This is a genomic window from Nesiotobacter zosterae, assembly GCF_033843645.1.
Taxonomy (GTDB): Bacteria; Pseudomonadota; Alphaproteobacteria; order Rhizobiales; family Stappiaceae; genus Pseudovibrio; species Pseudovibrio zosterae.
The window spans coordinates 103,267-122,615 of sequence record NZ_JAWXVZ010000001.1 but is presented as its reverse complement, the minus strand read 5'-3'; the positions used below and the strand labels follow the sequence as shown (position 1 = coordinate 122,615).

At 55.3% G+C, this 19,349-nt stretch carries 16 protein-coding genes; 4 read left to right on the top strand and 12 right to left on the bottom strand.

What is annotated here, in order from left to right:
- The 4 genes from Q3Y58_RS00555 to Q3Y58_RS00540 all read right to left on the bottom strand — a co-directional run bounded on the left by Q3Y58_RS00555 (position 1) and on the right by Q3Y58_RS00540 (position 5,667).
- The gene (locus tag Q3Y58_RS00555; RefSeq protein WP_319620575.1) at positions 1–1,104 is read right to left on the bottom strand and encodes a microcin C ABC transporter permease YejB; all 1,104 of its coding nucleotides are present in this window, start codon (positions 1,102–1,104) and stop codon (positions 1–3) included.
- A 15-nt stretch (positions 1,105–1,119) separates the two neighbouring features.
- Positions 1,120–2,994 carry an extracellular solute-binding protein gene (locus Q3Y58_RS00550; RefSeq protein WP_319620574.1) on the bottom strand — a complete coding sequence of 625 codons (1,875 nt, stop codon included), beginning with the start codon at positions 2,992–2,994 and terminating at the stop codon, positions 1,120–1,122.
- Entirely contained in the window at positions 2,994–4,838 is a 1,845-nt protein-coding gene (locus tag Q3Y58_RS00545; protein WP_319620573.1) for an extracellular solute-binding protein, read from the bottom strand. The genes Q3Y58_RS00550 and Q3Y58_RS00545 overlap by 1 nt, the downstream gene beginning before the upstream one ends.
- A gap of 286 nt (positions 4,839–5,124) precedes the next feature.
- Positions 5,125–5,667, bottom strand: coding sequence for a c-type cytochrome (locus Q3Y58_RS00540; RefSeq protein ID WP_274217832.1), 543 nt, complete (start codon positions 5,665–5,667; stop codon positions 5,125–5,127).
- 511 nt (positions 5,668–6,178) lie between these two features.
- Between Q3Y58_RS00540 and Q3Y58_RS00535 the strand changes: the two genes are divergently transcribed.
- Complete coding sequence (locus tag Q3Y58_RS00535) at positions 6,179–7,069, top strand: prephenate dehydratase (RefSeq protein WP_274217831.1); 891 nt, start codon at positions 6,179–6,181, stop codon at positions 7,067–7,069.
- 63 nt (positions 7,070–7,132) lie between these two features.
- Positions 7,133–8,137, top strand: a complete 1,005-nt coding sequence (locus Q3Y58_RS00530) for an adenosine kinase (protein ID WP_319620571.1) — start codon at positions 7,133–7,135, stop codon at positions 8,135–8,137.
- A 77-nt stretch (positions 8,138–8,214) separates the two neighbouring features.
- Here Q3Y58_RS00530 and Q3Y58_RS00525 read toward each other — a convergent pair whose 3' ends face one another.
- On the bottom strand, positions 8,215–8,835 hold the full coding sequence (locus Q3Y58_RS00525) for a 2,3-bisphosphoglycerate-dependent phosphoglycerate mutase (protein WP_274217829.1): 621 nt from the start codon (positions 8,833–8,835) through the stop codon (positions 8,215–8,217).
- 116 nt (positions 8,836–8,951) lie between these two features.
- Positions 8,952–9,767, bottom strand: coding sequence for a 4-hydroxy-tetrahydrodipicolinate reductase (gene dapB, locus Q3Y58_RS00520; RefSeq protein ID WP_319620570.1), 816 nt, complete (start codon positions 9,765–9,767; stop codon positions 8,952–8,954).
- Between the two features lie 241 nt (positions 9,768–10,008).
- On the opposite strand from dapB, the gene Q3Y58_RS00515 reads away from it, so the two are divergent.
- Together Q3Y58_RS00515 and Q3Y58_RS00510 are read left to right on the top strand one after the other, a co-directional pair.
- Positions 10,009–10,890: a DMT family transporter gene (locus Q3Y58_RS00515; RefSeq protein WP_319620569.1), complete on the top strand. Its 882-nt coding sequence runs from the start codon at positions 10,009–10,011 to the stop codon at positions 10,888–10,890.
- A 111-nt stretch (positions 10,891–11,001) separates the two neighbouring features.
- Positions 11,002–11,340, top strand: a complete 339-nt coding sequence (locus tag Q3Y58_RS00510; protein WP_319620568.1) for a hypothetical protein — start codon at positions 11,002–11,004, stop codon at positions 11,338–11,340.
- Positions 11,341–11,435: 95 nt separating this feature from the next.
- On the opposite strand, the gene pnp is transcribed toward Q3Y58_RS00510, so the two are convergent.
- The 6 genes from pnp to Q3Y58_RS00480 all read right to left on the bottom strand — a co-directional run bounded on the left by pnp (position 11,436) and on the right by Q3Y58_RS00480 (position 19,342).
- Positions 11,436–13,571 carry a polyribonucleotide nucleotidyltransferase gene (gene pnp / locus Q3Y58_RS00505; RefSeq protein ID WP_274217825.1) on the bottom strand — a complete coding sequence of 712 codons (2,136 nt, stop codon included), beginning with the start codon at positions 13,569–13,571 and terminating at the stop codon, positions 11,436–11,438.
- 260 nt (positions 13,572–13,831) lie between these two features.
- Positions 13,832–14,101 (bottom strand): 30S ribosomal protein S15, encoded by a 270-nt coding sequence (gene rpsO / locus Q3Y58_RS00500; protein ID WP_274217824.1) that lies wholly within the window; start codon positions 14,099–14,101, stop codon positions 13,832–13,834.
- A gap of 228 nt (positions 14,102–14,329) precedes the next feature.
- Complete coding sequence (truB, locus tag Q3Y58_RS00495; protein WP_319620914.1) at positions 14,330–15,277, bottom strand: tRNA pseudouridine(55) synthase TruB; 948 nt, start codon at positions 15,275–15,277, stop codon at positions 14,330–14,332.
- Positions 15,278–15,303: 26 nt separating this feature from the next.
- A complete protein-coding gene (rbfA, locus tag Q3Y58_RS00490) occupies positions 15,304–15,723 on the bottom strand; it encodes a 30S ribosome-binding factor RbfA (protein WP_274217823.1) in 420 nt (139 codons plus the stop codon).
- Positions 15,724–15,807: 84 nt separating this feature from the next.
- Positions 15,808–18,687, bottom strand: coding sequence for a translation initiation factor IF-2 (gene infB / locus Q3Y58_RS00485; protein WP_319620566.1), 2,880 nt, complete (start codon positions 18,685–18,687; stop codon positions 15,808–15,810).
- Positions 18,688–18,694: 7 nt separating this feature from the next.
- Entirely contained in the window at positions 18,695–19,342 is a 648-nt protein-coding gene (locus tag Q3Y58_RS00480; RefSeq protein ID WP_274217821.1) for an RNA-binding protein, read from the bottom strand.
- Positions 19,343–19,349: the final 7 nt, after the last annotated feature.

Genomic DNA, 19,349 nt, shown 5'->3' with positions numbered 1-19,349 from the left:
TCAGACCTCCCGGCTTTCGAAATCGATCCGCGGATCGATCCAGGTGTAGGTCAGGTCAGAAATAAGGTTCACCAGCAACCCCATAAGTGAGAAAATGTAGAGCGTTGCAAAGACCACGGCGTAATCGCGATTGATGATGGATTCAAAACCCAAAAGGCCAAGTCCATCGAGTGAGAAGATGGTTTCAATCAACAGAGAGCCAGCGAAAAACGCCGAAATGAAAGCTCCCGGAAAGCCAGCCACAACGATCAGCATCGCATTGCGGAACACGTGACCGTAAAGCACCTTGCGCTCTGTCAGGCCCTTCGCGCGCGCTGTTTGCACATACTGTTTCCGAATTTCATCAAGGAAAGAGTTCTTGGTCAAAAGGGTCGTGGTGGCAAAGGCGGAGAGTGCCATGGCCGTCAACGGCAGTGCCAAGTGCCAGAAATAGTCCAGGATGCGCTCCGGCCAAGACATGTTGGCCCAGCCTTCGGAGGTCAGGCCACGCAGCGGGAACCAGTCCAGAAACGACCCGCCCGCAAACAGGACGATCAATAGAACAGCAAACAAAAAGCCGGGAATTGCGTAGCCCACAATGATCACGCCGGACGTCCAGACATCAAACGACGTCCCGTCTTTCACAGCCTTGCGAATGCCAAGCGGGATGGAGATTGAATAGGACAACAGTGTCATCCAGAGCCCCAAGGAGATCGATACCGGCAGCTTCTCGACGATAAGGTCCACCACCGCGATGTCACGGAAGTAACTCTCCCCGAAATCAAACCGCATGTAGTCCCAGATCATCGTTCCAAAGCGCTCAAGCGGCGGCTTGTCAAAACCGAACTGAGCTTCAAGCTCCTTGATGAACTCCGGATCAAGGCCCTGCGCGCCGCGATACTTGGAATTTACGCCTTCCCCGGCAGCTACGCCTGAAGCCCCGCCCATATCTCCGCCACCACCGGAGATGCGCGCTGTTGCAGACACATCATTGCCCTGAAGCTGAGCGATGACCTGTTCAACAGGCCCGCCCGGAGCAAACTGAATAATAATAAAGTTGATTGCCATGATGCCGATCAGAGTCGGGACCATCAAAAGCAATCGACGCAGAATATAAGCGCCCATTATAGTTTCTTTTCCTTAGTCCACCTTGCCAATACGGACTGCTTTTTCCAGATCTACCCACCAGGTCGTTTCAACCGGGAACCAATAGTCTGGCTTTTGTTCAGGCATGCCGAACATGTCCCACATGGCTACTGTATGCGTTGGCTTGTACCATTGAGGCACCCAGTAGTAGCCAACCCGCAACACGCGGTCCAACGCTTTGGCCGCAGTGTTCATTTCCTCACGGGTTTCAGCGTTGATAATGTTCTCTATCAAGGCATCCACCACGGGATCCTTGATGCCTGCCATGTTGTAACTGCCCGGCGTGTCCGCTGCATCAGAGCCCCAAAGCTGGCGCGCCCCTTCGCCCAACGTTGGCGTCAATCCAAACCGGCGCCCGCAAAGGTCGAAGTCAAAATCGTTCGAACGCGACTGGAACTGCGCCGGATCTACCACTCGGAAGGTCGCTTCAATGCCCAGCAGGCGAAGATTCTTGATGTACGCCAGAACCACGCCCTCGAAACTGGATGAATTCGACAAGACCTCAAAAGTCAGCGGCTCGCCGCTTGGCATATGCAAGACGCGATCCCGCATCTCACAGCCTGCTTGTAACAGAAGGCGTTGCGCCTCGCGCAGCAGTTTTCGATCCTGGCCCGACCCATTGGAAACAGGCGCGACCACCGCTTCACCGAACACCTCTTCCGGCAATTGATCGCGGTAAGGCTCCAGCAACGCCAGTTCAGCTTCGCTTGGCAAGCCGGTTGCCTTCATTGGCGAATTCTCCAAGAAGGAGTTCGTGCGGGTGTATAGGTCAAAAAACAGCGCCGTGTTGGTCCATTCGAAGTCAAAACACATGCCGATCGCTCTTCGGATCAAGGGATCCTTGAACTTCTCACGGCGCGTGTTGATGAACCATCCTTGCGCTCCGGAAGGCAAATTGTTTGGGAAGATCCGCTTCGAAACACGGCCCTCCTCAATGGCCGGAAAGTTGTACTCTGTTGCCCACCTGCGCGCGGTAAACTCTTCCCGATAGGTGACCACACCTTTCTTGAAGGCCTCAAACGCGGCCTGACGCTCTCGGTAAAAATCCATGCGGATGACATGAAAGTTGTTATGACCGCGCATCACTGGCAGGTCTTTCGCCCAGTATTCCTCAACGGCCACATACTCAACGAAACGCCCAATCTCGTGACGGCCAACCTTGTATGGGCCCGAAGATAGCGGCGGCGTGAGCGTTGTCTGGTCGAACCGATAGGTCGTGTAATAGGTCTTTGAAAACAGTGGCAGCGTGGCAATCGTTAGGGGCAGCAACCGACTGTGCCCGCCCGCCAGTTTCACCTCAACCCGATCCGGTGCCAGCGCAACAGCATCCACCATGTCGGTAATAACCTGCCGGATCTGCGGGTGGCCCTGCTCCTTCAAAGTCATCAAGGAAAAAGCAACGTCTTCGGCGGTGAGGTGCGAACCGTCGTGGAACCGCGCTTCTGGACGAAGGCGAAAAGTCAGCGTGTTCCCGTCCTCAGAAACATCGACACTCTTGGCTACCAAACCATAGATCGAATCCGGCTCGTCCCACGCCCGGACCATCAAGCTGTCAAAGCACAGCTCCATCCGTGGCGGCGCATCGCCTTTCAGAATGAAACTGTTGAAACTATTAAAGGTTTGCGGATTCTGGTTATAGAACCAGTTGCTGGCGGTCATGACAATGCGCCCGCCCTTGGGCGCATTCGGGTTCACGTAGTCAAAAGCCTCAAAGCCTTCGGGATACTTCAGCTCGCCAAAGTAGGAGAGGCCGTGATTGGTGATCGGTCCGCGGCGCGCAAGAACACCTGTTGGCACCATGGCAGAGGCCGCTGCAGCGGCCCCAAACATAAGAAGCTGACGTCGGTCAAAGAAGATTGGGTCCATCATCACCGGCTCGCTCCAATTTGAGAGGCTTTTGCCTCGTCATACCACCACACATCCGGGAAACCGATGTAATATTTAGGCATTATCTCGGGGTGAGAGAACCTATCCCAATGCACAACACGCGTCTCTGCAGATGTCCACCCCGGAATGACGTAGTTATTCCAAAGCAAGACACGATCCAAGGCCCGCGTTGCGGCTACAAGTTCTTCGCGATCCTTGGCGTTAATCACCCGATCTATAATGTGGTCTATAGCAGCGTTCTTGATGCCCCCATAATTGAGCGAGGATGGTGTATCAGCAGCGGATGAGCCCCAAAAAGAACGTTGTTCATTCCCCGGCGACAAGGACTGAGCCCACCCTGCGTAAATCATATCAAAGTCACGTTCGCGAATTCGATTCACATACTGAGAACTGTCTGTGGGCCGCAGTGTCATCTCTATGCCGATGCGCTTCAGCGCCTGGGCATAACGCAGCCCTATGCGCTCAAAACGCGGGCCGTTCAGCATAAACTCGATTGTAAAGGGCTCGCCAGTTTCCGCATTCACAAGCTGGTTACCACGGCGCTCATAGCCCGCCTCTTTGAGTAGGTTCAAAGCCTTGCGCAGATTGTCCCGCTCTTGCCGTCCATCCTCGGTTACTGGGTTGGTATAAGGCTCAGAAAAAAGCGCCTCAGGGACTTTGCCACGCACCTCTTCCAGAATGGCAAGCTCCAAGCCTTCTGGAACTCCGGTTGCGGCCAACTCTGTTCCGTAAAAGTAGCTGTCAATTCTGTTGTAGAGATCGAAAAAGATGGTCCGGTTCAACTCCTCGAAGTTGAGTACATAATTCAGCGCGCGACGTACCCGTGGGTCTGAAAACTTGTCTCGGCGGAGGTTTGGGATCAGGCCGACCATGAGCCCTCTCCCGCGCGCCGGCTGAAGGAAAGACTCCTTGATGATATCGCCACGCTCTACCGCAGGGACGTCGTAAGCCGTGACCCAGTTTTTTGCTGTTGCCTCAATGCGCCAATCAAATTGATCTGCTTTAAAAGCTTGAATTTCAACGGTTTCGTCGCGGTAATACTCGTAACGAAGCTCATCAAAATTGTACTTCCCTACGTTCACATTAAGGTCTTTGGCCCAATAATCCTCGACCCGTTCATAGGAGATGGTGCGGCCTGGGACAACCTTGCCAACACGATACGGGCCGGAGCCCAGAGGCGGTTCCAATGTTCCAGTAGTGATGTCGCGTGGGTTGCCTTCTGCGTCAGTGCCGTTCCACCAATGTTTCGGAAAGACCAGCACTTGACCGAGTATCTGAGGCAGTTCGCGATTGCCCGTTTGGTCGAACTTGAAGGTCACTTCATGTTCTCCCGTCACTTCGGCCGAGGCCACGTGGCGATAGTAGTACTTGAGATGAGGATCGTTCTCGGTCTGCACTTCGAAGGACCACACGACATCTTCAGGCGTGATTGGCTGACCATCATGCCACCGCGCTTTTGGATTGAGACGGAACTTCGCCCAAGAGTAATCCTCTGGGTACTGAAGGGCCTCGGCGATCAGGCCATACTGAGCGGAGGCCTCATCCAGTGGCGCTGACATCAACTGATCATATATGTTCAACAGGCCGAGGGGAGGCGTTCCGCGCGAAATGGCGATGTTCAGGCTATCAAAAGTGCCAGTTCCCGCCAGTCGTGCCACGCCACCTTTTGGCGCATCCGGATTGACGTATTCATAGTGTTCAAAGTCTGCAGGATATTTAAGCTCACCAAGAAGGGTGGAACCATGGCGCCATGGATAGTCTGTATTTTCTGAGGCCAGCGACGGCGCTGCGGTAAGGGCGCAAGTTACTCCGACAACGACACACATGAATAATCTGCGCACAGAAACCCTCCGTTCTAAGCGATGAGCCACCGCACACTCACGTAGACGGCCTAATTGCGACTGGCTCTCAAAAGCACATTTCCTCCAGTTTATGCGCTCAATCCCTTTCAAAACAATGGAATTTCCATCACATGAACGAAATTTAACGGGAACACTCAAGATTTAGGGTTATCTGATTACACGGCCTCGAGCCGGCAGAGCGCCTGATATACATGAAAAAAGGCCGGGCGAACCCGGCCTTCAATTCATCTTTTTGCTTTCTGAAGCCTGGTTATTGCACTGGAACCGGGTTGTCAGAGAGCGAATTCAAGTAGGCGATCAGAGCTGCGCGGTCTTGCGGCTTGCGCAGACCAGCAAAGCCCATGGATGTACCTGGAACATGATCCTTCGGCTTCTCGATGAAGTGATCGAGCTGCTCGAAAGTCCAAGCATCATGGGTCTGGGCATATTCTTGCATCGCGGAGGAATAAGAGAAGCCCTCATGGGTCGCTGGCGCTCGGCCAACCACGCCCCAAAGTGCTGGACCTACCTTGTTCGCCCCACCTTGCTCTACGGTATGGCAAGCTGCGCACTTTCTGAACTGCTTTGCACCGTCGTCCACGGAAGCAGAGGCGAGACGCACTTCGATCGGCTCTACTTCCGGAGCTGCCGCTGCAACACCATCACCTTCTGAAGTTGCCACAGCGATCTGGTATCCGCGCACTTCCGGCTCGTGTGACGCGAAAATGATGTCGGAAAGTACCCCAAAGCCCATGATAGCGACCAAGGCGAACAAAATTGCGCCCGCAATCTTGTTCAGTTCAAACGAATCCATCCCGATATGCTCCGATAGTTTTGGCTACGACCGCTACGACCTCCCCCGGAAGCCGAACAATGGTCTGGCGATTTAGAATTTGCTGGAAACTACAGTCAAATTCAGCGTTTTGTCCATAGAGTTATGAGTGTTTTTCCTAGCACTTTCGGTGAGATCGCCTCGGTAAAACGGCCAAGCGCGGGTGCTGTAAAGGGCCTGCGCCATCTCCACTTCAATGCCTGCAGATCTTATAATGATTTTAAATAGTTGTTACAGCAAGGGCTCCTTGACTTCCCAAGCTGGCAGCAGACCTTCTGGCGCGCGCCGCACCGTCACAGCGGGGCACGCGCACTCTGCGCGGATTTGACACAGTAATTTTACACAGGTTTCCCCAGAAGGTGGCGCGCATTTGTCATCGCTACGCAAGCAACATGCTTAGCAAACGAAGCGTTTGGCGAGAAAACTGGTTCGCTTTTGCCACTAGAGGCTTTAAAGAGAAAGGAAATCTCCACCTCATCTAGTGAGTCTTAAAATGTCTGAACAGCGAAAAATCGTGTTTCAAGGAGAAGTGGGAGCGAACTCTCACATGGCCTGCAACAGCGTTTATCCCGATTTTCAAGCCATTCCTTGCCCGACATTTGAAGACTGCTTTCATGCTGTTGATAGCGGAGAGGCCGAACTGGCCATGATCCCGATCGAGAACTCGGTCGCCGGGCGCGTTGCGGATATTCACCACCTCCTGCCAACCACAGAACTGAGCATCATCGGTGAATACTTCATGCCGATCCGCTTTCAGCTCATGGGCATACCCGGCGCCAAGTTGGAGAATCTAACCCACGTTCAAAGCCACGTTATGGCTCTTGGGCAGTGCCGGAAGATCATTCGCGCCAACGGCATGACCTCGATTGTTGGCGCAGATACCGCCGGCTCTGCCCGTCAGGTGGCGGAACGCAACGATCCCACCTGGGGAGCGCTGGCACCAGAGCTGGCAGCCGAAGTTTATGGTCTCGACATTCTGGCACGCAACGTCGAGGACGCGGCGCACAACACGACCCGCTTCATCATCCTTTCAAAGGACAAGAAACAAGCGGTGAACACCGGTCAGCCGGTGATCACAACCTTCATCTTCCGTGTTCGCAACGTGTCTGCGGCGCTCTACAAGAGCCTTGGCGGCTTTGCCACCAACAACGTCAACATGACCAAGCTGGAATCCTACCAGCTCGAGGGCCAGTTCTTTGCCTCAATGTTCTATGCTGATATTGAAGGCCACCCAGATGACCCAAACGTGACGCTGGCCATGGAAGAACTTGCGTTCTATTCCGCAGAACTGAAGGTCGTTGGGGTTTACAACGCCAGCCCGTTCCGCGAAAAGATCCGGGAACCAGAAGAGAACCGCGCCCTGCGCCCAAGTCCCGGCGTCTGAGCCTGACGAGTGGCCCGCTCACGCGGGCGCCTCACTACCCATGCGCGCCACTAGGAACTTAGAATGTCAGAACTGAAATTCGATGCGCTTTGCATTGGCAATGCAATCACCGATGTCTTCTCTCATGTGGAAGAAGACTTCCTCGTAAAACAGAACCTGCACAAAGGGTCCATGCGCCTGATTGATACGGACGAGGCCCTGCGCCTTTATGATCTGATGGGTCAGACCGTACGCATATCAGGTGGCAGCGCTGGCAATACCGCCGCTGGCATTGCGTCTCTGGGCGGCGCGCCTGCTTACATCGGCAAAGTGGCTTTGGACGAAGTGGGCGATAATTACGGTCACGACATGCGGGGAATTGGCGTGCATTTTGGAACCGGCCCGCTGCGGGACGGCAACTTGGCATCCGGTCGCTCCATGATCCTGATCACACCGGATGGCGAGCGCACCATGAACACCTATCTGGGTGCAGCAACGACCTTGAGCCCGTTTGACATCGACAAGGACGTGGTCAGTGCAGCGGCAGTCACCTACATGGAAGGCTACCTGTGGGACCCGGAAGCGGCCAAGCAGGCGTTCCTTGAGGCGTCCAAGATCGCACACAACGCAGGGCGTCGCGTATCTCTCTCGCTTTCCGACAGCTTCTGCGTCGATCGGTTCCGCAACGAGTTTCTGTCTTTGATCAAAGAGAACGTGGTGGATCTGCTATTTGCCAACGAGCATGAGCTGAAGGCTCTCTACGAGACCGCAGACCTTGAAACCGCTATTGCTGCTGTACGTGAAGACTGCACTTTGACTGCACTCACATTGGGCGTCGAAGGTGCGATGGCCATCTCTCGTGAGGAAACAGTTCACGTGCCTGCAACGCCAGTTGAGCGCATTGCAGACGCCACTGGTGCTGGCGATCTGTTCGCCTCCGGCTTCCTGTTCGGCCTTGCGCGCGATTATGATCTGGCCAGCTGCGCTGAGCTGGGTTGCCTTTGCGCTGGCGAAGTCATCTCCCATGTTGGCGCGCGCCCGGAGCGTGGCTTGAAGGGCCTTGCGGAACAGTCTGGGTTTGAGCTCTGAGAAACGACCCGCTCGCAATAGAAAAGGCGGCCCTTTTTGGAGCCGCCTTTTTTGTTGAGCGTTTTTATTCACTCGAATTATTCAGCAAGGTCCTGCACGGAGAGAACCTTTCCGTCTTCATCAAGACGGTAGATGATTGGCTTACCGGTACCCAGTTCACGAGCAAGAATCTGCTCAGGGGTCAGGCCTTCCAGTTCCATGATCAGCGAGCGCAGGGAGTTGCCGTGCGCTGCAACGATGACGCGGTTGCCTTCAAGAACCTTCGGAAGGATCTCAGCCTTGTAGTAAGGCAGGGTGCGCTCTGCAGTCATCTTCAGGCTTTCACCGCCTGGAGGAGGAACGTCGAAAGAACGACGCCAGATGTGAACCTGCTCTTCACCGAACTGCTCACGAGCTTCGTCTTTGTTCATGCCGGTCAGGTCGCCGTAATCGCGCTCGTTCAGAGCCTGATCGCGTTCAGTTGGCAGGTCTTCCTGGCCCAGCTGTTCAAGAATGAGCTTGAGGGTGTGCTGCGCGCGGGTCAGCGAGGACGTGTAAGCAAGGTCGAATTCCATCTTCAACTCTTTCAGCTGCTGGCCTGCAGCTGTTGCTTCCGCAACACCCTGTTCGGTCAGGTCTGGGTCTTTCCAGCCGGTGAACAGGTTTTTCAGATTCCACTCACTTTGTCCGTGACGGACGAGAACCAAAAGGCGTTCCATTTTTCTCTCCTAAGGAGCTTGTGTATGTTTGAGAGCGGCGGTCTTGGATTACCACTCTCAAGTCCCGTCTTGCATACCACTCTCCTCGCCGCGCAGCAGAGGAGGATGCGGCTCACCTACTCATCGGTCAGGCCGAGAACATCAGCCATTGAGTAGAGGCCCGGTTGCTGCTTCAGCGCCCAAAGGGCTGCCTTCACCGCTCCGCGGGCAAAGATTTGCCGGTCCGTTGCAATGTGCGAGAGTTCTATACGCTCTCCTTCGCCTGCAAACATCACCGTATGTTCACCTACCACCGAGCCACCACGCAGGGTGGCAAAGCCAATATCGCCCGAATTGCGGGCGCCTGTAATGCCATCACGGCTGCGGACTGACCGGCTTTCAAGGTCAATTTCGCGGCCTTCGGCTGCTGCTTCGCCCAGCAACAACGCCGTTCCAGACGGCGCATCAACCTTGTGTTTATGATGCATTTCAAGCACTTCGATGTCGAAATCTTCGTCCAGCGCGGCTGCAGCCTTCTTCACAAGGCCTGCCAGAAGGTTCACTCCGAGGCTCATGTTGCCTGACTTGACGAGGCGTGCCGCAGAGGCATGCTTCTTTAGCGCTTCTGTTTGCTCGGCACTCATGCCTGTAGTGCCAATTACGTGAACAATGTTGTGCTTGGCCGCAAGGGCCGCAAACTGCAACGTCGCGTCCGGCGCTGTAAAGTCTAGAAGGCCATCAGCAGCGGCAAATGCCGAATCCGCATCAGCAGTCACTTTCACACCGAGCGAACCACAGCCTGCCAACTCACCAGCATCATGGCCAAGAAACTCCGAGCTCTCCCGCTCAATGGCGCCAGTGACAACGACCCCGTCCATCTCTGTTGCGGTGCGAATCAAGGTGCGGCCCATTCGTCCCGCCGCCCCAACAACAACCAGTCGCATCTCACTCATCGCCGTCCCCCGAGGTTTGTCTGCGCCTTTGTTTCTACTAAAGGTGTAGAAGCATATAGCAGGGACTGAAGCTATTCGCAATTTGGCCTGCTGACGGAAGCGTCAAATGATGTTGGCTCAACAACTCCTCCATAAATATACGTAGACCCCTTAGGAGAACCGGCTTAGGCTCCCCCTTATTAAGCCACCAAACCTCTGTTCGGTTCTCTCCCACCTTCCGCGTATTGAGGCTCGTCTAACCATGGAAAACATTAGGGGCAGCGCCTGGATGGTGCTCGCCATGCTTGGCTTTGCCGTTGAAGATATGTTCGTGAAACTGGCTGCAGACGGCGTACCTGTCGGACAGATCCTGATGATGTTTGGCCTTGGTGGCATGGTGGGCTTTCTGTTGCTCACCTGGCGTAGAGGCGAACGGGCCCTTGTACCCCAGGCCATGAACAAAACGCTGGCCATGCGTGCCGTGTTCGAGATCTCCGGCCGGCTGTTCTTCATTTTGTCTCTGGCGCTCAGCACACTCTCCAGCACTTCGGCGATTTTGCAGGCAACACCTCTTGCGGTAACACTGGGGGCGGCCGTGTTCATGGGCGAGCGCGTAGGCTGGCAGCGCTGGATTGCCATTCTCATCGGTTTTATTGGTGTGCTTCTGGTCATCAAGCCTACACCCGAAGCCTTTCAGCTGACATCTATTTTAGCTGTTCTCGGAATGCTAGGCTTTGCGGGGCGCGATTTAGCGACGAGAGCAGCTCCACCGGCGCTTTCCAACATGCAGCTGGGTGTCTACGGCTTCGCGGTCCTCGTGCCGACCGGAGGCGTTTATGCGGCTGCCACGAGCGGCTTCGTCTGGCCTGATGCCTTTAGTTGGTTTGCCATCACAGGCGCCACTGTAATCGGCATCGGCGCCTACTACGCACTCACCGTGGCGATGCGGACTGGTGAGGTTTCCGTTGTAACGCCGTTTCGCTATTCCCGGCTATTGTTTGCACTTGGGTTTGGGTTTGCCATCTTTGGCGAAACGCCAGACCTCATGATGCTTCTTGGCTCCAGCATTATCGTGTTGAGCGGCATCTATATTCTGGTAAATGGTCGCCGCGCCCTCGTGCCAAGCAAGCCTGCAGCATTGTAGGCATTCATTGAAACGGCAGCTTTGGGGTCCTTTGGCCCCGTTGCAGGCCTCTCACAGTTTCGTCCGGAACGCGTCAACGAGACAACGTCCCTAGGCGATTGTGAGACCTCAATGGCAAAGTACGACCTCTCCTTTTTATGTGAGACCGACCAGCCGGAAACGTGGCAGGTGGGCTTTCAGAAGCCATCTGTTATGCCAGTGGCCTCCTTCACCATTCAACGTGGCTCATCATTCAAGCTGCTCGATTATGATTACACCCAAGACACTCAAATTGTTTTGCAAATACCCAGAGGCCTTGTTTTTCTCAAGTACAACGCAGGAGACGGCACATGGAATGTTGGTTCGCCCGGTGTGCTCTATTCGTTTGGCCACATGGGCGTGAGCATTCTTGTAGAGGCCAGCGACAGCACAAACAACAACGATGAAAACCCACTGAACCTCATCAACTAGACAATAGCTACCGCCCCTCAGCTCTGAAGCAAGCCAGCAAAACAAAAAAGGCCGACCCGGAGGCCGACCTTTTCATTCACGATCTCAAAAGAAGATTACTCAGACTTTTCAGCCTTTTCCTCATCCTTTGCGATTTCCTTACCAGTCTCCTGGTCTACGACCTTCATGGAAAGGCGAACCTTGCCGCGCTCGTCGAAGCCCATGAGCTTGACCCAAACCTTGTCGCCTTCCTTGATCACGTCTGTGACCTTGGCGACCTTCTTTGGTGCAAGCTGGGAAATGTGAACCAGACCATCACGTGCGCCGAAGAAGTTGACGAATGCGCCGAAGTCAACGCACTTCACAACAGTACCTTCGTAGATCACGCCAACTTCTGGCTCAGCAGCGATGGAGTTAATCCAGTTCAGCGCGGCCTTGATGGCCTTACCGTCTGCGGACGCAACCTTGACGGTGCCATCGTCTTCGATGTTGATCTTAGCGCCGGTCTTTTCGACGATCTCACGGATCACCTTGCCGCCGGAGCCGATCACTTCACGGATCTTGTCGACAGGGATCTTGATCACTTCGATGCGTGGTGCATGCTCACCAAGCTCCGCACGGGCCTCGGTGATTGCCTTTGACATTTCGCCGAGGATGTGGATACGACCACCCTTTGCCTGCTCCAGAGCAACCTTCATGATCTCTTCGGTAATACCGTCGATCTTGATGTCCATCTGCAGCGCGGTAACACCGTTCTCAGAACCTGCTACCTTGAAGTCCATGTCGCCGAGGTGGTCTTCATCACCAAGGATGTCGGAGAGTACTGCGAAGCGATCGCCTTCCTTGATGAGACCCATCGCGATACCAGCAACAGGAGCCTTCAGGGGCACACCAGCGTCCATAAGGGACAAAGAGGTACCACAAACGGTTGCCATGGAAGAGGAACCGTTGGACTCGGTGATTTCAGATACAACACGCAGGGTGTATGGGAAATCGTGGTGTGCAGGCAGCATCGGGTTTACAGCGCGCCAAGCGAGCTTGCCGTGACCGATTTCGCGGCGACCTGGAGAACCGATACGACCGGTCTCACCAACGGAGTATGGAGGGAAGTTGTAGTGCAGCAAGAAGGTAGCCTTCTTGGTGCCTTCCAGATAGTCAACGAACTGCTCGTCTTCGCCAGTACCCAGCGTTGCGACAACGAGGCCCTGTGTTTCACCGCGGGTGAACAGTGAGGAGCCGTGTGCGCGTGGCAGGATGCCAACTTCAGACATGATCGGACGAACAGTAGACAGGTCACGGCCGTCGATACGGCTGCCAGTGTCCAGAATACGTCCACGTACGATTTCAGCTTCCAGCTTCTTGAAGAGATCGCCTACAACAACGGCTTCTGGTGCATCTTCAGCATCAGTGATGAGAGCTGCAACAACCTTAGCCTTTGCAGCATCAATAGCGTTCTTGCGCTCGGTCTTCTGCGTGATGGAGTAAGCGGCACCAAGGTCGTCTGCAGCGATTTCCTTGATCTTGGCAAACAGATCTGAATGGTCCGGAACAACCACTTCACGTGGTTCCTTCGCAGCTTTTTCAGCCAGCTTGATGATTGCATCAATAACCGGCTGGAAGCCCTGCTGACCGAACATCACTGCGCCGAGCATCACTTCTTCAGAGAGCTCTTGTGCTTCAGATTCAACCATCAGAACCGCGTCTGAAGTACCTGCAACGATGAGGTCCAGAGCGGTTTCTTCCATCTGGTCAACGGTTGGGTTCAGAACGTACTCTTCGTTGATGTACGCAACGCGTGCACCGCCGATTGGGCCCATGAATGGAACGCCAGAGATGGTCAGAGCTGCAGAAGCTGCAACCATTGCCAAGATGTCTGGCTGGTTCTCAAGGTCGTGGCTGAGAACGGTGATGATGACCTGAGTGTCACACTTGAAGCCATCCACGAACAGTGGACGGATTGGACGGTCGATCAGACGGGATGTCAGAGTTTCGTGCTCAGAAGGACGGCCTTCGCGCTTGAAGTAGCCACCTGGGATGCGGCCAGCAGCGTATGCCTTTTCCTGATAGTTCACGGTAAGCGGGAAGAAATCCTGACCTGGCTTAGGTTCCTTCGCAGCAACGATCGTTGCCAAAACCTTGGTTTCACCATAGGTCGCCATCACGGCGCCATCGGCCTGACGAGCTACTTTACCAGTTTCGAGGATGAGAGGGCGTCCGCCCCAATCGACTTCCACGCGATGTATATCAAACATATTCATATCCTAACGTTCGTTCCGTTCGGCAGGCCCACGGTTGGGCCAAATACGGAACCGTCACTTTATTGCCGTGACGATTGCAGCTTTTGGGTTTCAAGCCGCAACCGTCCTTTCCATTGCAGGAGAGGGTGATTAATCACAGGCAAGACGACGAGTATCTTTCAAATCAAAAGACACCGGCAATCCTGCCCCGTACCACCATCCTGTTTAAACGAAAACGCGGCGGAAGTAGTGCCGCCGCGCTTTCCATTGCCACTTTAGCGGCGGATACCCAGACGCTGGATCAGAGACTGATAGCGTGCTTCGTCCTTAGCCTTCACGTAGTCAAGCAGCTTACGACGCTGGCTAACCATCTTGAGAAGACCACGACGGGAGTGGTTATCCTTCTTGTGGTCCTTGAAGTGCTCGGTCAGAGCCGTGATGCGGTGCGTCAGGATCGCAACCTGTACTTCTGGGGAACCGGTGTCGCCTTCTTTAGTGGCGTATTCCTTGATCAGCTCAGCTTTGAGCTCAGGAGTAATCGACATCGTCTTTTCCTTTTTGTTTCGCCCCTGAATTAAGGGCTGTGTTTTTGACAGCCACTGGCGTGGCTTTGCCTCTATCGCGAGGCCTTGCCCAACCGTTGGCCATGCCGAGATGTCGTCCAGCATGGTCTAGTTGGCACAAAACGACCGGGCAAGTTCTCCTCACCCAGCGGCGGGACTATGGAGGAAAACCATCCGAAATGCCAGAGGAATCTGAAGTGCTCAAAAGCCTTAGAGATTGAACACGCGCTTAGGCTTGAACTCACCTTTCGCGACTTCCCCGAACGCAATCAAGGTTCCGCCGGAGGTGACATAAACCTCTTCAGGCCCAATGGGTGCTGTAGCGCCGCGCAAGATAATTGACATGCCGCGTTTGAGCCGTGCTGCTGCATCAGCGCTCACCACCACCCCAGTCAGTTGCGCCAAACCTGCCTCAACAGGTAACAGGCACTCCATCAGCTCGGGGTTCTCAAGTGGGTTTTCACTCTCCGCCTCTTCAGCAATCGCCGCGAGCTCGTCGAAGTCCACCATCTCGTGCTCACCAAACGGGCCCACCAAAAGACGGCGCAGATCAGTCACGTACCCGCATGTCCCAAGGCGCTCGCCGATGTCACGAGCCAATGCACGCACATAGGTTCCCTTGCCGCACTCCGCTTCAAAGACGGCACGGTTTTCATCAATGCATTCAACCAAATCGAGGCGGTGCACATCAATCGGACGGGCTTCAAGCTGAACATCCTCGCCGTCGCGGGCAAGGTCATATGCGCGGTTTCCATCCACCTTGATGGCGGAGAAGATTGGCGGCACCTGTTGAATCGTACCGCGGAATTCCGGCAGGACAGCGCCGATTGCCGCCGCATCAGGCCGCACATCGGAAGTCTTTACAGTCTCGCCTTCCGCATCATCCGTTGTGGTCTGAATGCCCCAAGTAACTTCAAAACTGTATACCTTGCGGCCGTCCATGACATACGGAACGGTCTTAGTTGCCTCGCCAAAGGCAATAGGCAAACAGCCAGAGGCAAGAGGATCCAGCGTCCCTGCGTGCCCGACCTTTTCCGGATGGAAGATGCGCTTCAACTTGCCAAGAGCTTCATTGCTGGTCAGGTTCAAAGGCTTATCAAGAACCAGCCAACCGTTGACTGGATAACGTTTTCTGCGTCGCTGCTGCTGCCGCGCCATACTCATTCAGCTCTTTGTTATTTTGATTATTCGTTGGTGTCGGCGTCATCATCGCGTTCAAGGTCGCGCTTTACCAGCGGGTCCTGAAGCAGACGCGTAATGCGATCGTCATCATCAAACCGTGTATCCGCGACAAAGCGCAGTTCCGGCATGTGCTTCATGGTGACACGGCGGGCCACCTGACCGCGGAAATACTTTGCGCTGCGGTTCAGCGCTTCAATGACGTTTTCCGTGTTCTGACCACCCAGCGGCATAGCCAGCACTGTAGCCCAACGCAAATCCGGCGTCATTCGCACTTCAGGGATCGTCAAGATTACACCGTCTAGATCGGGATCGCTGAGCCGGCCACGGGAAAGAATGTCACTGAGTTCTTTGCGGATAAGCTCGCCAACGCGCAGCTGGCGCTGTGACGGCTGACCTGCAAACTCATCGCGTGCTTTTGCCATTTTTGTACTTCTCAGTGTAAGACGCCGGCGAGGAGCAAGGCCCCGCCGGCGTGTAATGGATTTTACTCAAATCGAAGCGAGGCTTCAGAGAGAGCGAGCGATCTCTTCAACCTGGAAGCACTCGATCACATCGCCAACGCGCATGTCTTTGTAGTTTGTAAAGTTCATGCCGCATTCGACGCCGGATTCCACTTCCTTGACCTCGTCCTTAAAGCGCTTGAGCGTACCCAATTCGCCTTCGTGCACCACAACGTTGTCGCGGAGCAGACGAACCTGTGCGCCACGCTGCACGACACCTTCGGTGACGAGACAACCAGCCACACGGCCAATCTTGGTGATGTTGAAGACCTCTTTGATCTCCGCGTAACCAAGGAAAGTCTCGCGGCGCTCTGGTGCCAGCATGCCAGACATGGTTGCCTTCACGTCGTCGATCAGATCGTAGATCACGCTGTAGTAGCGGATCTCGATGCCTTCGCGACGGGCAGCTTCCTGCGCCTGCTTGTTTGCACGAACGTTAAACGCCATGATCGGTGCCTTGGACGCCATCGCGAGCGTGATGTCGCTTTCGGTGATCCCACCGACACCCGCTGCAATCACGCGGCAGCCAACTTCGTCGTTGCCAAGTTCTTCCAAAGATGCCTGGATCGCTTCCGCAGAACCTTGCACGTCTGCCTTGACGACAACGGCGAAGTCCTTGCGGCCGTCTTCCTGAAGGCCCTTCATCATGGCTTCCAGAGATCCGCGTGAACCTGCGATGCGAGCAGCCATCTTATCGCGCTTCTGACGCTGACGATAATCCGAGATCTCACGAGCACGTGCTTCGTTTTCGACCACGGCAACCATATCACCAGCAGCTGGCGTTGACTGGAAGCCAAGGATCTCAACGGGCTTGGATGGACCAGCCACATCAACCTGCTTGCCGTTTTCGTCAAGCATTGCGCGGACGCGGCCCCATTCAGTGCCTGCAATCAGAATGTCACCTACACGCAGAGTACCCTTCTGAACCAGAACGGTCGCAACCGGACCACGGCCCTTGTCGAGCTTGGCTTCGATCACAGTACCTTCAGCGGCGCGTTCAGGGTTTGCCTTCAACTCAAGCACTTCTGCCTGAAGCAGGATCATTTCGATCAGCTTGTCCAGGTTCATCCGCTGCTTCGCAGAGACCTCGACATCAATCACGTCACCGCCCATGGATTCCACGACGATTTCTTCACGCAGAAGATCGTTACGGACCCGGTTCGGATCAGCATCTGGCTTATCGATCTTGTTGATCGCAACGATGATCGGCACGTCAGCCGCCTTGGCGTGCTGAATAGCTTCCTTCGTCTGCGGCATCACACCGTCGTCAGCTGCAACCACAAGGATCACAACGTCAGTTGACTTGGCACCACGGGCACGCATTGCGGTAAACGCTGCGTGGCCTGGGGTATCGATGAAGGTAACCTTTTGGCCGTTCTGCTCTACCTGATAAGCGCCGATGTGCTGCGTAATGCCGCCAGCTTCGCCGGATACAACATTTGCTTCACGCAGGGCATCAAGCAGAGAGGTCTTACCATGGTCAACGTGACCCATGATGGTCACTACCGGTGGACGCGCCTGAAGGTCTTCAACCTTGTCGTCGAGTGTGAACAGACCCTCTTCAACATCCGCTTCGGACACGCGCTTAACGGTGTGGCCCAGCTCTTCCGCGATCAGTTCAGCGGTATCTGCATCGATCACATCGTTGATCTTCAGCATCTGGCCCTGCTTCATCAGCAGTTTGATGACATCAACAGCGCGTTCCGACATACGGTTCGCGAGGTCCTGAATGGTAATGGCTTCAGGCAATGTCACTTCGCGGCTCACCTTTTCGCGAGCCACCTGCTGCTGGTTGCCCTGACGCTTTTCCTTCTCGCGACGGCGGCGCATGGAGGCCAATGAACGGCTGCGACCCTCATCATCACCCGTAGCACGCGTGATGGTAAGCTTGGACCGACGACGTTCGTCTCCGCCACGGGCAGGCTTGCTCGGAGCAGGAGCCTTTTTCACTGGGCTCTTTACAACAGGCTTGAGTGTCTTCTTGGCGCCTTCCAAGGCTTCAAGATCAGCCGGTGATGGAGCTGGAGCCTGAGGACCGCGACCACCTGCCGGACGCTTGTTCTCACCCGGCTTGGTGCCTTCACCCGGCTTGCGTGCGCCTGGACGCGGACCATCGAGACGAGGCGGCTTGCCATCGCGCATGGTGCGGGTTGGACGGGTTTCGCGTGGACGGTCATCACGCGCAGGACGACCTTCACGTGTCTGCGGTGCAGGCTTCTTCGCTGCGCCTTCCGGCTTGCCGGCTGGCTTTGCGTCCTGCTTGGCTACTGGCTCTTCGTTTGCGCGAGCGAGCGCTGCTGCCTTGGCCTCTTCTTCGGCCTTGGCGCGTGCAGCGGCTTCTTCAGCTTCACGCTTGGCGCGTTCGTCAGCTTCCTTCTTGGCTTGCTCAGCTGCCAGAATCCGCTGACGCTCCTGCTCAGCGCGGCGCTTTTTGTCTTCAACCTCACGCAGCTGTGCTTCGCGCAGCGCGGCCAGACGTGCATCTGCTTCGCCCTTGGTCAGGGTCCGCTGTGCACCGGCACCACCGCCTTGACCACCGCCGTTGCCACGACGCTGACCACCACGCTGGTTGTTGTTGTTGCGGCTATTGCCACTGCGTCCGCCGTCACCGCGTCGCTGACCTTCACCAGCACCACGACGAGCTTCTTGCGGACGGGTTTCTTGTTGTTTTGGTGCAGACGGCGCGGATGAAGAAGCCGTGCTGGCTGAGCCCTCTTGGCCCGGCACCACAACGCGGCGCTTCTTCTTTTCCACGACGACAGCCTTAGAGCGGCCGTGCGAAAAGCTCTGCTTTACAGTGCCTTTTTCAACGCCGCCTCGCTTGAGGCCAAGCGTCTTACGCTCGCCGGTGCCCTGTTTGTCGTCAGTGTTTTTGGTATCGCTCATATTGCCTTCAGTCCTGCGCTACTGCACCCTTTGAACCAGCTACATCAGATTGGTTGGAAGTGCCCCGGAACCGCGCAAGTCTCTGCGCCTGGTTTAGGCAATTCCGACCAGCCTGACCGGCCAGCAATGCAGCATGTATCACGTTGTCCCGGCCCAATGCCAAATTCATTTGCGCCGAGGTAAACAGGCGAAGCACCGCACGTGTTCCGCCGTTAGTATTCATCGAAGCGGCGATGGCAGCCAGTTTCTTAACGCCATCATCCGAAGCATCTGTGGCATGGAGCAGAGCCAGCACACCGCCGGATCTCAATGCGCTCTCAGTCTTGGTAAAGCCGGTGACCAATTCACCTGCCTTTCGACTGATAGACAGAGCGCCTAGAGCTTTCTGTTCCAAAACCTTCTCGACTTGGTCGGCCAAACCTTCTTCGGCGGTAACCTGCTCCTTAAAGCCCCGGGCGAAGACGCGTTTCTTTATCGCTTCTTCGACCTTCTCACGCGTCGCCGTGACCCACACTCCCCTGCCCGGAAGTGTTCCTTTTACATCAACAACAACAGTGTTATCAGGCGCCAGTACGAAGCGAAGAAGATCATCTACCGGGAGCACATCGCGGGTTACCGCACAGCTCCGTTCGGTCGGTTCATTTTTCTTCGCCACTTACACC

What these genes read in the sequence shown, in the direction of transcription:
- Q3Y58_RS00545 (WP_319620573.1), bottom strand. Translation starts at nt 4,838, where the DNA reads ATGTGTGTCGTTGTCGGAGTAACTTGCGCCCTTACCGCAGCGCCGTCG.
- rpsO (WP_274217824.1), bottom strand. Translation starts at nt 14,101, where the DNA reads ATGTCGATTACTCCTGAGCTCAAAGCTGAGCTGATCAAGGAATACGCC.
- Q3Y58_RS00555 (WP_319620575.1), bottom strand. Translation starts at nt 1,104, where the DNA reads ATGGGCGCTTATATTCTGCGTCGATTGCTTTTGATGGTCCCGACTCTG.
- Q3Y58_RS00535 (WP_274217831.1), top strand. Translation starts at nt 6,179, where the DNA reads ATGTCTGAACAGCGAAAAATCGTGTTTCAAGGAGAAGTGGGAGCGAAC.
- Q3Y58_RS00510 (WP_319620568.1), top strand. Translation starts at nt 11,002, where the DNA reads ATGGCAAAGTACGACCTCTCCTTTTTATGTGAGACCGACCAGCCGGAA.
- Q3Y58_RS00540 (WP_274217832.1), bottom strand. Translation starts at nt 5,667, where the DNA reads ATGGATTCGTTTGAACTGAACAAGATTGCGGGCGCAATTTTGTTCGCC.
- Q3Y58_RS00515 (WP_319620569.1), top strand. Translation starts at nt 10,009, where the DNA reads ATGGAAAACATTAGGGGCAGCGCCTGGATGGTGCTCGCCATGCTTGGC.
- Q3Y58_RS00550 (WP_319620574.1), bottom strand. Translation starts at nt 2,994, where the DNA reads ATGATGGACCCAATCTTCTTTGACCGACGTCAGCTTCTTATGTTTGGG.
- infB (WP_319620566.1), bottom strand. Translation starts at nt 18,687, where the DNA reads ATGAGCGATACCAAAAACACTGACGACAAACAGGGCACCGGCGAGCGT.
- pnp (WP_274217825.1), bottom strand. Translation starts at nt 13,571, where the DNA reads ATGTTTGATATACATCGCGTGGAAGTCGATTGGGGCGGACGCCCTCTC.
- Q3Y58_RS00530 (WP_319620571.1), top strand. Translation starts at nt 7,133, where the DNA reads ATGTCAGAACTGAAATTCGATGCGCTTTGCATTGGCAATGCAATCACC.
- dapB (WP_319620570.1), bottom strand. Translation starts at nt 9,767, where the DNA reads ATGAGTGAGATGCGACTGGTTGTTGTTGGGGCGGCGGGACGAATGGGC.
- rbfA (WP_274217823.1), bottom strand. Translation starts at nt 15,723, where the DNA reads ATGGCAAAAGCACGCGATGAGTTTGCAGGTCAGCCGTCACAGCGCCAG.
- Q3Y58_RS00525 (WP_274217829.1), bottom strand. Translation starts at nt 8,835, where the DNA reads ATGGAACGCCTTTTGGTTCTCGTCCGTCACGGACAAAGTGAGTGGAAT.
- truB (WP_319620914.1), bottom strand. Translation starts at nt 15,277, where the DNA reads ATGGCGCGGCAGCAGCAGCGACGCAGAAAACGTTATCCAGTCAACGGT.